The sequence below is a fragment of the Nocardia albiluteola genome (genome assembly GCF_018860155.1).
GTDB classification, from domain to species: Bacteria; Actinomycetota; Actinomycetes; order Mycobacteriales; family Mycobacteriaceae; genus Nocardia; species Nocardia albiluteola.
In genome coordinates, this window is record NZ_JAHKNI010000010.1 from 205,413 (window position 1) to 218,910 (window position 13,498).

The 13,498-nt window shown below is 66.6% G+C and carries 11 protein-coding genes; 8 read left to right on the forward strand and 3 right to left on the reverse strand.

Translation table 11 applies throughout. The features are described 5' to 3' along the window. Positions 1-4: 4 nt before the first annotated feature. The 4 genes from KO481_RS27990 to KO481_RS28005 all read left to right on the forward strand — a co-directional run bounded on the left by KO481_RS27990 (position 5) and on the right by KO481_RS28005 (position 5,471). A complete protein-coding gene (locus tag KO481_RS27990; RefSeq protein ID WP_215921430.1) occupies positions 5-1,231 on the forward strand; it encodes an MFS transporter in 1,227 nt (408 codons plus the stop codon). A gap of 16 nt (positions 1,232-1,247) precedes the next feature. Then, entirely contained in the window at positions 1,248-2,468 is a 1,221-nt protein-coding gene (locus KO481_RS27995; protein ID WP_215921432.1) for a lipase family protein, read from the forward strand. Positions 2,469-3,048: 580 nt separating this feature from the next. Then, entirely contained in the window at positions 3,049-4,113 is a 1,065-nt protein-coding gene (locus KO481_RS28000; protein ID WP_245401663.1) for a terpene synthase family protein, read from the forward strand. Then, positions 4,077-5,471, forward strand: a complete 1,395-nt coding sequence (locus KO481_RS28005) for a cytochrome P450 (RefSeq protein ID WP_215921436.1) — start codon at positions 4,077-4,079, stop codon at positions 5,469-5,471. Before KO481_RS28000 ends, KO481_RS28005 begins: the two co-directional genes overlap by 37 nt. Before the next feature lie 159 nt (positions 5,472-5,630). Here KO481_RS28005 and KO481_RS28010 read toward each other — a convergent pair whose 3' ends face one another. Then, complete coding sequence (locus KO481_RS28010) at positions 5,631-6,485, reverse strand: TetR/AcrR family transcriptional regulator (RefSeq protein WP_215921438.1); 855 nt, start codon at positions 6,483-6,485, stop codon at positions 5,631-5,633. Positions 6,486-6,555: 70 nt separating this feature from the next. On the opposite strand from KO481_RS28010, the gene KO481_RS28015 reads away from it, so the two are divergent. From KO481_RS28015 to KO481_RS28025, 3 genes are all read left to right on the forward strand, one after another. Next, the gene (locus KO481_RS28015; protein WP_215921441.1) at positions 6,556-7,248 is read left to right on the forward strand and encodes a hypothetical protein; all 693 of its coding nucleotides are present in this window, start codon (positions 6,556-6,558) and stop codon (positions 7,246-7,248) included. A 693-nt stretch (positions 7,249-7,941) separates the two neighbouring features. Next, entirely contained in the window at positions 7,942-8,955 is a 1,014-nt protein-coding gene (locus KO481_RS28020) for a serine/threonine-protein kinase (RefSeq protein WP_215921443.1), read from the forward strand. 196 nt (positions 8,956-9,151) lie between these two features. Further along, complete coding sequence (locus KO481_RS28025; RefSeq protein ID WP_215921445.1) at positions 9,152-10,675, forward strand: serine/threonine-protein kinase; 1,524 nt, start codon at positions 9,152-9,154, stop codon at positions 10,673-10,675. Here the strand turns inward: KO481_RS28025 and KO481_RS28030 are convergent. Beyond that, the gene (locus tag KO481_RS28030; protein WP_215921447.1) at positions 10,629-11,096 is read right to left on the reverse strand and encodes a hypothetical protein; all 468 of its coding nucleotides are present in this window, start codon (positions 11,094-11,096) and stop codon (positions 10,629-10,631) included. The two genes, KO481_RS28025 and KO481_RS28030, sit on opposite strands and share 47 nt — an antisense overlap. Further along, a complete protein-coding gene (locus tag KO481_RS28035; RefSeq protein WP_215921449.1) occupies positions 11,093-11,896 on the reverse strand; it encodes an SDR family oxidoreductase in 804 nt (267 codons plus the stop codon). The genes KO481_RS28030 and KO481_RS28035 overlap by 4 nt, the downstream gene beginning before the upstream one ends. A gap of 209 nt (positions 11,897-12,105) precedes the next feature. On the opposite strand from KO481_RS28035, the gene pdxR reads away from it, so the two are divergent. Next, positions 12,106-13,476 (forward strand): MocR-like pyridoxine biosynthesis transcription factor PdxR, encoded by a 1,371-nt coding sequence (pdxR, locus tag KO481_RS28040; protein ID WP_215921452.1) that lies wholly within the window; start codon positions 12,106-12,108, stop codon positions 13,474-13,476. Positions 13,477-13,498 lie beyond the last annotated feature (22 nt).

A 13,498-nucleotide genomic window follows, 5' to 3' on the forward strand; every position in this document is an offset into this window, starting at 1 on the left:
CCGCGTGGCCCAAGACACGGCGGCGGTGCCGTCCAGCATGCCTCGCCTGGGCCGGCTGATGGCCGCGTACTCCGGCGCGCAGCTCGTGCTGGCGGTCTGCGTCACCGGGGCCACGCAGGTGATGCTGCCCAACCAGATCGCGGAGTTCGCCGGAGAGCACAAGGTCGCTGTGTTCGGCCTGGTGACCGGCGTCGGTGCGGTGGCCAACATGATCGCTCAGCCCGTCTCCGGCGCACTGTCCGACCGGACGGCGACACGATTCGGCCGCCGAATGCCTTGGCTGGTGGGCGGGGCGGCGGGTGGGCTGGTAGCCCTGGCCGTACTGGGCAGTGCGACCACCGTGCTGTGGATCGCGGTCTGCTGGGGCCTGATGCAACTCTGCGTCGGCGCGATGAACGCGCCGCTGAGCGCGGTCGTCCCGGACGGCGCGCCGGTCGAGAAGCGGGGCCTGGTCTCCGCATTGGGCGCCATCGGGATGTTCGTCGGCGCGCTTGCTGGCGTGGCGGTCGCCACGGCCTTCAGCGAGCGGCTGCCGACCGGCTACCTCGCGCTCGGTGGATTGCTAGCGGTCGGCTGCACGTTGTGCGCTGCGTTGGCTGGTGAGCGGCCTGGCACGCGGCTGGCAGGCCGGGGGCTGCAATGGAGACTGCCGCGCGTGGCGGACCACCCCGACTTCGCGTGGGCGTTTCTGGCGCGGTTTCTCATCGTGCTGGGCTACCAGGCGCTGCTGTCCTACCTGCGCTATATCCTGACCGACTACATCGGACTGTCCGTATCGCAGGCGAACGCGGCCATGCCCACGCTGGCGGCGGTGGTGACGATCGCGGTGCTGGCCGGCCTGCTCCCGGTTGGGATCCTCTCCGACAGGATGGGCCGCCGGAAGGTTTTCGTCGTGGTGGCCTCGCTGGTTATCGCCGGCAGCGCGGCTATCCCTCTGGTTTGGCCGACCCTCAGCGGGCTGTACGTGTCGCTGGCCATCGCGGGGGTGGGAATCGGTGGCTACGCCGGGGTCGACCAGGCGCTGATGACCCAGGTACTGCCGAGGGCCGAGGACTCCGGCCGGGATCTCGGTCTGCTCAACATCGCGAACAACGGCGCGCAGGTGCTGGCCCCGCTGGCCGCTTCGCTGGCCATTGCCTTCTGCGGCGGCTACCCAGTGCTGTACGCCTCCGCCATCGTGCTTGCCGTACTCGGCGCTGTGGCGATCGTCCCCATCAAGAGTGTGCGCTGATCTGAAGGAAGCCCCTATGCCCAACAAACGCAGAATCCGCCGCGTGGTAACCGTTCTGCTCGCGGCCGTGTTCGCTGGGGCACCGGCCACCGCGCCGGCCGTCGCAGCCCCAGCCGGGATCCCAACCCCGGAACAGGACTCCTTCTACGCCCCGCCGGCTGAGCTGCCTGCGGCACCCGGCGTGGTCATCCGTTCGCGGACGGTCACCGACCTGGATTTCCTGACTCCGCTGGCGGCGCACGCCTGGCAGGTGCTGTACCGCTCCACCTCGGCGCTGGGGCAGCCCGTCGCGGTGTCGGGGACGGTGCTGGTTCCCACCACCCCGTGGACGGCGGGGCCGCGCCCCCTGGTCACCTTCGCCTTCGGTGGGCACGGCTTCGCCTCGCACTGCGCGCCCTCATACAAGATGCGCACCGGCACCGAGGACCAGCTGGACTTCATCAAGCTGGCGCTAGCCCAGGGGTGGGCGGTGGTGGCGACCGACTATGAGCGGCTTGGCACCCCTGGGCCACACACACTCGGCGTGGGGCCTTCCGAGGCGCACGCGGTGCTGGACGCCGCCAGGGCCGCGCAGCGGCTCAGCGACGCCGGGCTGCGGCAGGACGCGCCGGTGGGGATCGCAGGCTACTCCCAGGGCGGGCAGGCCAGCGCGTGGGCGGCCGAGCTCCAGCCCTCCTACGCCCCCGAGCTGGATGTGCGCGGCACGAGCAGCGGTGGGGTGATGGCTGATGTCGGTGAGATGGCCAAGACACTGGACGGCGGGCTGGCCTCCAGCATGGAGCTGGCTGTCCTGGTCGGGCATGGCAGCGCGTACCCCGACCTGGACCTCGACGGAGTCCTCAACGACGCGGGTAGAAGTATGGCCGCCAGACTGAGTTCCTCATGCCTGCTGGAACTGGAGCTGGAGTACTCGTTCCGCCGGCTCGACGACTTCACCACCGTCGGCGACCTGCTGAACACCCCGCTCTGGCGGGCCCGGCTGGACCAGGATGTGCTCGGACGGAACACACCACGCGCGCCGATCATGATCTACATCGGCACGCTGGACGAGGTCGTTCCAGTCCCGCGCGCCGAGCAGCTTTACCACGACTACTGTGCCCGCGGCATTCCCGTCACGTGGCGGCCGATGCCGCTGCTGAACCACGGGTCCGCCGACCGGATCGGCGCGCGCGGCGCAGTGGACTGGCTGGCCGGCCGATTCGCCGATGCGCCGGTGGACAACTCATGTGGCACATAGGTGGAGGTCTGATGGGGCAACGAGTGGTGGTCACGGGTGTCAGCATGATGCCGTTCGCGGCACCGAGCGTCCAAGGGGCACAGGGCTGCTCAATTTTCAGATGGCGCAGTTCGACGGCTCGTCTGTCTAATGTCACAGTGCTGCAGAACCTGCCGCGGGAGCAGACCATAACCTCTTGTCTAACAGGGCTTTTCATTCCGAAGCGGCAAGCGGCCAGAACAAGAAGTTGTGTTCATCTTCACAACAGCCATGCATTTCAGGCCAGCGCTGGGACGTCAGGTCGCGAACCGGGGCTCAATGTGCCAGGTGAAAGGGCTGACCTGTACGGACATGGCTCGCATCGGGTGCGTGGCGGCTTGGTTCCGCTCGGGGCCTTGGGTCGCGCTCGAGACAGCGGCGGGGCCGGGTCGGCACGGCGCAAGGCGACAACGCTCCGTTCCCCGCGGTGGCAATAACCACAGTCTCCCGTGCGCGGAACAGGTGATAGGAAAGCGCTGCGGTTCTGCACGGCATGACGTCTGTGTGCACGCACAGCCGGGACGAACACACTCGTTGCCAGCACCGGAGAGGAGTCCCTGTGATGCACCCCGACAGTTCAGAGCCGGTAGTTGGAGGCAGCACTCCCGGGGCCGTTGATTCGCCGGCCGGCATTTCTCTGCCTTTTCCGGTCGATATCAGTCCCGACCTGGAGAGTGCTCGGCGATCCCACAACGAGTGGATGGTCCGGCACCGACTGCTCTGCACCGACGACACGAGGGCATTGGCACAGTATCGCAACACCGACCTGCCTCGGTTGGCGGCGCTGGTGTGGCCTTATGCGCGCGGCGCCGATCTGGAGCTCGGATGCGACGTGGTCGGCTGGACCCTGGTGTTCGACGACTGGTTCGACTCCGGTCTCGAGTTGCAGTCCGTCAACGCGGTAATCGACAGGCTGATCGACGTGCTCACAGGGCCGGAGCGGCCAGTCGAACGATCGGCCCCTCCGTTGGTGCACGCCTTCAGCGATATCTGGTCGCGGTGTAGCGCGGACATGCCGGCATCCTGGCGACGCCGCGCGGCGCACAACTGGGAGTTTTATCTCTGCGCCAACATGCACGAAGCGACCGAACGCGGGCTGGGCCGGATACCGTCGCTCGACCACTTCCTGTGCCTTCGCCGGGGCACGGTCTGCCTGGAGAACTATCTCGACCTGTGTGAACGACTCGGCGGATTTCACGTGACCCCCAAGGCATTTCATATACCTCAGCTACGACAGTTGCGTCGCTTGGCCGCGCTGATCCCGGCGCTCACCAATGATGTGGTCACGCTGCCCAAAGAGGAAAACGCCGGCGAGGTCAACAACCTGGTGCTGGTGCTGGAACGACAACATGGCTGCGATCGCGACGAGGCGCTCGACGCTGCCCTGAAGTTCATCGAGGAAAAGGTCGCTCAATTCGTCGCACTGACGGCGGACATGCCAACCCTGGCCGATCGATACCGCCTTCCAGCGCAGGAACAGCACCACATCAACCGTTATGTGGACGCGCAGCGTCTGTGGATGGGAGGTTTCGAGGAATGGTCACGCCGGACCCCGCGATACACGAATCAGCCGACAGAGACGGAACCGAAGTGGCAATCGAAGGCGACGCTGAGACTGGGGGCCTGATCCCACGCTTCGCCGGACGGCGGTTGCCCTTGGCCGGACATGCCATCGCATTCGGAAGGGATCCGCTGGGCTTCCTGCAATCTGTCCGCAACGAAGGCGACATCGTGCGGCTTCAGCTGGGCCCCAAGCAGTTCTACCTGCTCAACTCGCCGACAGTGATACGTAAGGCATTGGTCGAGGATGCGGCGAAATACGGTAAGGGCCTGTTGTTTCAGCGGGTACGTCCGCTGCTCGGCAACGGGCTGGTCAACTCCGAAGGTTCCTTCCACGCGCGGCAGCGTCGGCTGATGCAGCCCGCGTTCAATCGCAAACACATCGCGCACTACATCGAATCCATGAACCACCTCGCAGCATCGCTGTCGGCTCGTTGGCGCGACGGTGAGACCATCACACTGACCGACGACCTACACAGGCTGAGTTCCGACGTGATCGCCACGACCATGTTCCCGGATATGTCGAGCCGATCGATCGTCGAGGAGTTGCAACGTTCTCTGGCTATCGTGTTGCGCGGGGTGATCATCAGGACATTGGTTCCCTACCAGTTCTGGGAATTCCTGCCGACGCCCGGCAATCTGAACTACCAGCGCGCGATCCGCCGGCTACGGAGCGCGACCGGCGAGCTCATCACGGCAGCGCGAGCCGGGGATGTCGAACCGGACGGACTGCTGGCGCTCTTGGTGGCCGCGCGGGATGCCGAAACCGGCGCCGCGATGACCGACACACAGTTGCTGGACGAGGTCACTACTTTGTTCGCGGCCGGTACGGAGACCGCGTCGGTCACACTGTCGTGGCTGTTCTACGAACTTGCGGGCCACAGCGACATCGAGGCGCGCTTGCACGCTGAACTGGATGAGCACCTCTCCTCGGATCGCATCGATGCCGACACCATCCATCGGCTCGATTACTGTCGTCGCGTGATCGAGGAGACGCTGCGGTTACACACGCCGACCTGGTTTCTGAGCAGACGTGCTCTCGACACGGTACAGCTGGACGGCTGGGTGATACCGGCTGGTGCTGAAATCATCTACAGTCCGACGACGATGCATCGTGACCCGAAACTGTTCGACGACCCGATGCGATTCGATCCGGACCGATGGCTGCCCGAACGCCGCCCCGGCATCGCTGATGGTGCGTTCATTCCGTTTAATCTCGGCATTCGCAAATGCATAGGCGACCACTATGCGATGACCGAGATGATCGTGACAGCGGCCACGATCGCGCGTCGGTGGCGACTGTACAGAATGCCGGGACAGACTGCCCGCGAACACATTTCCACGACTGTTCATCCCGGAGACCTCCGAATGCGGACAGTATTCCGGCAGTCGAGCACGACGGCGGCGCCGGCTTACAGCTCATAATCGGAATCAATCTGTCCTGGAATAACTCTCGATGAGTCCAACCGGTGCCTGCCGGTGGCGGCGGGCGTAGCGTCCGCACGATGTCGAGCAGCTCAGGGGATGGCTCAGCATCGCCATGGGTGTGCCTCGAGTGCCGCCTTCGTGCCTGTCATCGGGCGATCAGCGTGCCGGCTCTGCGCCGGTACCGCGACCACCGGCTGTGAGTTGCTGCTGCCGCACGTATGCTTCGATGCCGTCGAGGATCCTCGCGAGGCCGAATTCGAAACCGTCGAGCGATGGCTCGTCGGTGAGGTATGCCGGGTCTCGGAGCACCTCGGCGACCGCGTTCAGGTTGCGGGCGCGCAGCTGCTGGTCCAAGAATGCGCTGATCGTGTGGATCGCCCGCTGTTGATCGGGATTCGCGCGCCGCAGCGCAGCCGGGGCCGGGGTGTTGCGATGCAGGTTGGCGCCGTACCGCGCGTGGCTGTCGAGGAGGTACGCGCAGTTCAGCATCTGCTGTGCGGCCATGCCGGTCGGCTTCAGGACGGTGATGAGGGCATCCAGCCAGGCCGCGTTGTGTGGTGTCAGCGGGATGGTCGTCGGTGCGTCGAGCAGCCATGGGCGTGACAGGAAGCGCTGGAACAGCTGACGCGACCACAGCGCAGCACCGTCTCGCCAGTCGCCGTCTGGCAGCGCGGGCGGGTCACCCCAGGCACGATCGGCCACGAGCGTGATCAGCTCATCTCTCGAACTGACGTAACGGTACAGCGCGTTGGCGGTGACGCCGACACGACCGGCCACCCTCGGAAGCGAAGCGGCGGCAAGGCCCTCGTCGTCGGCCAGTTGCATCGCGGCCGTCACGATCTCCTCGACCGTGTGCGCCGGCTTGGGGCCGCGCCGTCCTCCGGTGTCGAGGACACCCCACGCTGCGGCCAGGCCTGATGGTAGCGCCTCGGGGGCGGTGTCGGCGGACTCGACCTGCGATGCGGCATCGCCGTCCGCGGCCACACCTCGGGAGCTCTTGGGTGGGGTCATAGCCGGAATCCTTCCAGAGGCGGGCACGAAACAGTAGACGGCATGCACAGTTACCATTATTGTGTATGGCATGAACACTTCATGGCATACACAGATTGGTTTTCCGGATTCTGCTCGTCGCTGGGTCGGGGTTGCCGCGGTCCTCGGCGCTGTCTTCGCGATGGCCGAGCTCCCGCTCTACTTCGTCGTACCGTCGTGCAACCCTCCGAGGTGCAGCGTCGACACCGGCAGCCTCATGCCGACCGGGCTGATCCTCACCCGCACGCTGTTCAACTTTCTGGCGCTCACGCTGTTCCTGGTCTTCATGACCGGCGTCCGGCCACTGATCGCGCGGGCGGACGCTCGCTACGAGTGGTTCGGTGCGCTCGCCGGCACCGCCGGTGTGGCCTGGACGATCATCGACATGGTCGCCAAGGGCCTCGAGGGTGGCACCGCGATCAGGACCGCCGCCCGGATCGACCCGACCCGGACCGTTCCCACCTACCTGCTCTACGGCAGCATCAGCCACCTGATGCTGCTGGTCTTCGGTCTTGCCTTCGGGTACGCGGTCCTGCGCAGTCGCGCACTTCCGCGATGGATCGGCTGGTCCTCGTTCGCCATCGCGGCCCTGCATCTGGCGGGTGTGCCATCGATGTTCTTCGGCTACAACTCGTCGCAGTTCTACGCCTCCAACGGTTGGGGCGCGGTCGCGATGTTCAACGGCTATGCGGCCGTCTGGCTCGCCATCGTCGGTGTCACCATCCTTCTGAAGAAGACGCCCTAGTCAGAGGTGCCCGATGGCGGGCAGCGGGATCAGCCGCTCGGCCGGCCAACTAGCGAAGCGGCGCCACCAGTCCAGACTTCACGGTGACGTCAGGTTTCGGCCTCGGCCACCTCGCCGCGCTGTCCGAGCCGCAGCGCACCCCTCGGCTGTCCCGGCGCTGCGCCACCAGCTGACCTCCGACACCGGATCCAACCGCTTCGCAGTCACTCTGGACCCCGGCCAGCCGGGTTGTTCACTTGCTCAACAAGATTCACTTCCGCAGGAGGTCGGTCTCGGTGCGCCCCCGCGCTACGGGGAATTCCCTTGCGGCCGTGCGGTTGCGGGATGAAGTGCTGGCGCTGAGCCGAGCGCAGCCACTCGCTCGGACTGCTAGGCGGCATCGTGGGCGCGGACCGGGTCGCCGCGGAGATACCCGCCCGCCGGATCGCCGAGGCCTGCGGACATCTCCCCCGGTGAGGTGCCCGCCATCGACGAGATCGGTGTTCCGCTCGGCGCGCGCCGCACTATGACGCCCGCTGTACGATTACCCAGGTGGGCGAAGAGGTGCGCGGTTGAGCGGCGACGCGCAGATCGACCTCCGAATACTGGGCACGGTAGAGCTACGGGTAGGTGAGTCGACCCGCCGCGCTCGGGGCCGCAACCCCTCGGCCGTAGGGTCGAAGCACGATCGGCCGGAAAGTCTGGAACAGCGGGATGATTGATCTGCAGCCCGATGCGGAATTCGCCGGGTACACGATCGAACGCCGTCTCGGCGCGGGCGGCTGGGGGACGGTATATCTGGCCAAGGATCCGCGACCGTCTCAATTCGTCGCCCTGAAGCTGTTGACCCACAACGCCGGTGGCGACGAGGCACGTCAGCGATTCATCCGCGAGGGCGATCTGGCTTCGCGCCTGGAACACCCCAACATCGTCACGATCCACGACCGCGGTGTCGAGGACGGCATCATGTGGATCTCCATGCAGTACGTCCCGGGTACCGACGCCTCCGCGCTCACCGTTCCGCTGGTTGCCGAGCGGGCGTTGTGGATCGGCGCCGGAATCGCCGCCGCCCTCGACTACGCGCACCGTGAGGGGATCCTGCACCGGGACGTCAAGCCATCCAATATTCTGCTCGGGCTCGAGGACGGCCGTCCCGAGCAGGTGGCGCTCACCGATTTCGGTGTCGCCCGGCTGTATCAGGACAGCGCACACCTCACCGCTACCGGAGCCGTCATCGGCACCGGGGCCTTCGTCTCGCCCGAACAGGTGTCCGGTGCGCCGATCGGCCATCGTTCGGATCAGTACTCGTTGGCCTGCACCCTGTTCCAATTGTTCACCGGCCATGGGGTATTCGCGATCAAGGACGCCATTGCCCTGATGGCCGCGCATGTGCAGCAACCACCCCGGACGATCAGTGACGTCCGTGCGGATCTGGGTGTGCTCGACCCGGTCTTCGCCAGGGCGCTCTCCAAACAGCCGGACGACCGATTCGACAGCTGTACGGAATTCGTCACGGCGATCGAGCGGGCACTGGATGCGGGCGCGGCCGCCGGCGTCCCGGCGACGGGCCTGCAGCCGGTATTCCCGCCGACTCCCCCGCCGCAGGACCAGGTGACGCAGGTGGGCGGCCCCACCAACACGCCCACCATGCCGTCCGCCGCGGTCGGCCGGGCACCCGGTGAATCGGAAACCGTGAGGGATCGGGCGGACAGATCGGGGCTCAGATAGGTGCTGTAACTGCCACCACACCAGTTCATCCGCCCTGTGCCCTGTAGTCGTGGGACCGCGTGTGCACGTCGGTTCACCGTGGCATCGAGGCCACTGATCGGTGGCGACCCGCTGTCGATCGGCCTGCGGTATGGTCGATTCGATGGTCGGCGCATGCGTCGAGGTGGGATGCGGAGAAGGGCCCGGGAGAGTAACGATGCTCGAGCTCGACGCCGGTGAGTCGTTCGCCGGCTACGTCATCGACCGCAAGTTGGGCGTGGGCGGTTGGGGCATCGTCTATTTGGCGCAGGACCCCCGGTTGCCCAGGGCCGTCGCGCTGAAACTGCTCGATCCGACCAAGGCCGATCCCGAGGCTCGGCAGCGGTTCGAGCACGAGGGCGATTTCACCGCCCAGCTGGACCATCCGAATATCGTGACCATCTTCGATCGCGGCGTGACCAACGATATCCATTGGATCGCCATGCAATTCGTGCACGGCACCGATGCCGGCGCGATCACCGACGTCACACCCGATCGGGTGCTGCGGATCGGGGAGCAGATCGCGGACGCCCTGGACTACGCGCATCGGGCCGGGGTGCTGCATCGCGATGTGAAGCCCTCGAATTTCCTCATCGCCGCCCCCACGTCCGGCCGTCCGGAACGAGCCCTGCTGACGGACTTCGGCATAGCCCGCCTGCGCGATGTGACCACCGGTCTGACCAGAACCGGCTCGATGACCGGGACCGTCGCCTATATCTCGCCGGAACAGGTCTCCGGCGGGCCCATCGATCACCGGTCCGACCAGTACTCCCTGGCCTGCAGCCTGTTCGTCTTGCTGACCGGACAGCCGCCGTTCCGGGTGACCGGTCCGATCGCCCTGGCCTATGCGCACGTTCATACCCCGCCACAGTTGCCGGGCGAACTGATGCCGGGCCTGGCCGCGCTGGATCCGGTCTTCCGGAAGGCACTGGCCAAGGAACCGGAAGACCGCTACGGAAGCTGCGGCGAATTCATCGCCGAGGTGAAGCGGGCACTACCGGCCAGCGAGTTCACCACCGTGTCGTCGCCGGTGGAAAACCAAAGACCCCAGCACAATTCATCGAGCAGCCGGTTTGCGGCGCGCAGGGTGCTGCCGGTGGCAGGCGCCGCGGTGGTGATTCTCGCGGTAGTCCTGTACCTGATCCTGGGGACCGACCTGTTCGGCTCGTCGCGCAAAACCGATGCGTCCGTATCGGTCTCGCCCGGCACCGCATCGGCGTGGGATGCCCGGCACTCCCCCGCCGCCGCGGCCTTCCCCGAGCTCATCGGCGGTGTGAACGCCAACACCGGATGGCACGGGGCGACCTGCGCGCCGAATGATCCCGGCTCCACGGAGGATCCCGCCGATCACGACTACACCCGCATCTCCTGTCACGTCCCGATGGGCGAGGATCCGCTGAACATCGACGTCATGGACCGCACCGGATCGGCACACGCCAACCTCGGTCTCGACGCCCTGGTCTCGAAACTCTTCAACGAATGCGATCCGCGCCCCCAGAACCTTGCCCATCCCAGGCAGGCGCAGCACCCCGAGGTAGTCACCTGCGCCGGAACCGATTACAACCGCGACACCACCCACCCCCCGGTGTGGACGTTCTTCCCCGATCCCGCCTACACCCGGTTCGTGATCGTGATGACCTGGAAAAACCACACCATCAATCAGATTCTCGAACAGTGGCAACAGCTCCCGCTGGGCAGATAGCACCGTACCGCGGTTCGCCTCCGACCAGCGGCAACAGCGCCAGCGGTAGCAGTGCCACGATCGCCAGCGACACCGTCTGCGCCACCGCGTCGAGCATCGGGAATCCGTTGAGGTGTATCGCGTGAAAAATGAAGTGCGGCACTGTGAAGAACTCGAATCCGATGAGGACCGGCCGCAGCAGCGCGGGATGCATCGACAGCGCGCACGCCACGTACAGCGCCGCGAAACCGAGATTCAGTCCACCGTAGTCACGGATCAGATGCTCGTTGTACGGCGGCATCATCGACACCCAGCTGTGCCCGGGCAGCGGGAAGTCGTCAAAGAAGTTGCGCGGGAAGAACTCCGACCAGACCCCCAGCTCGATCTGGAACGCCGCGAGTAGTGCCAGGCCTCCGCGCAACGCGGTCACACGTGAAATCATCGACGAACACCATTGCGCGGCAACGCCTTCGCCGACATGAACTGTTCGGCGAGGAACTGATCGTAGGTGCGCCCTCCGACCGCACGCTCGGGCAAAGTCAGGTAGCCCGCGCGCATGGCGGCGGCGGCCTTACCCGGCAACGGCAGCGGCACGACGGGCCGGTGCTTGCCTGCCGCGGTCAGGTAGGCGCGCATCAACTCCTCGGCCGAACGCACCTGCGGCCCACCGATATCCGGTACCCGTCGCGCGGGAGCGGCAACGGCGAGGTCGACCAGCCGCCCGGCCACCTCGGCCACATCGATCGGCTGGAACGGCGTCTTCGCCGGGACCATCGCCAGCGGTCCCCGGCTGAGCTTGCGCACCAGTTCGAGGACGAACTCGTGGAATTGGGTGGCCCGCAGAATCGTGAACGGCACGCCCGACTCGGCGATGAGCCGTTCGCAGTCCAGCTTCGCCCGGTAGTAGGCGTTCGGCACGCGATCGATGCCGACGATCGAAATGTAGACCAGATGCGCCGGGCCGCGGGAGCGCGCGGCGTCCACCAGATTCCGCGTGCCGATCACGGTCGCCTGCGGCTTCCCCGGATCGTGCGCGCAGTGCACGACGGCGTCCACTCCGTCCAGCGCGGCGTCGATCCCCGCACCGGAGAGCAGATCGCCCACCGCCCACTCGCGCGCCGGGTCGTTCGACGAACGGCTCCGGCGGCTCAGCAGCCGCACCGCGTGCCCGGCCGCGACGGCATGATCCGCAACGGTGGCCCCCAGCGTGCCCGATGCCCCGGTGATCAACAGAACAGCCATCGGTTATCGGCCTCCTTGTCTCGAATTTCCCTGTGGCACAGGCCCAACGACAATCGCCGGACGAATGCCCCGCAACGAAATCTACTGGCGAACCTGACCACAATCATGGGCCAGTGGGCGACATAAATCTTGGGCTGGTTGCGGCTCGCAGCGCGCTCACCCATGACCGTCGCACGCCAACCTGACCACAAGCATGGTCTAATCGGCCCATGGAATCTTGGACAGGTTCTGCATCGGATCTACTACTGTCCTGGGATCGCGCACTGGGAGTGCGGCGCGGTATCGAGCATGCGCTGCGCCATGCTGTCCAGTGTGGAACGTTGCGGCCGGGCAGCGCGCTTCCCTCCTCCCGAGTGCTCGCGGCCGACCTGGGAGTCGCGCGCAATACCGTCGCCGAGGTCTACGCGCAGCTGGTCGCCGAGGGCTACCTCGAGGCGCGAGCCGGCGCACGCACCTGGGTCCGCGCCCTGCCCCCGCGCGCTGCCGACCCCGGCGACCTCGACTACGCCCCCACCACCAACCACGACCTCACCCCGGGGCGCGCCGACATCGGGCTGTTCCCGCGACGGGAGTGGAGCCGGGCCACGGCCGCCGCATTGTCCACGGTCCCGGACGCCGCGCTGTCCTATGGCGACCCGCGCGGTGCGGTCGGACTGCGGCGCGCGCTCGCGTCGTATCTCGGCCGCGCCCGCGGTGTCGTCGCCGACCCCGCCGACATCCTTGTGTGCACCGGCACCACGCAGGCGATCAGCCTTCTCGCGCAACTACTTTCGACCGGCGACTCGGTGGCCATCGAAGATCCGACGCTGCCGTCGAATCGACTGACGTTCGAGCGAGCCGGATACCACATCCACCATCTCCCGGTGGACGCCGAGGGAGCCGACACGACCCGGCTCCGCGATACCGACGCGATGGCCTTGCTCACCCCGGCCCATCAGTTCCCCCTCGGAGTGGCGCTGTCGGCGGAGCGCCGGCTCGCAGCCGTTCGCTGGGCCGAACGCACCGGCGGGACCATCGTCGAAGACGACTACGACGGCGATCTGCGGTTCGACCAGGAACCCATCGGCGCTCTACAGGGCCTGGCCCCCGAACATGTCGTCTACATCGGCACGGCCAGCAAGATTCTCGCTCCTGGACTGCGGCTGGCGTGGATGGTCGTCCCGCGCCGGCTCCGGCACCGGCTCACCGAGGTGAAGTCGTTCGCCGACAGGCAATCCGGCGTCATCGACCAACTATCCCTGGCCCACCTCATCGATACCGGCGCCCTGGACCGCCACCGCCGCAAGGCGCGCAACCACTATCGAGCGCGCCGCGCCCAACTCCTGGAGACGCTCGACTCCCTCGACACTCCCGTCAGCGGGATCGCGGCGGGTCTGCACGCCGTCATCGACCTGGGCACCCTGGCCAGGGAGCGCGCGGCACTCGACGCCGCCCAGCACAACGGGCTGATCATCTACCCGCTCGGCATCTTCGCCCACGAATCCCGCGTGCGCCCCGCACTCGTCGCCGGGTACGGCACCCCGCCCCAGCACGCCTACCGCCACACCCTGGAGCTCCTGCGAAAGTCACTTCTCGCTTAGGGCTTGAGTCTCCACCAGGGGG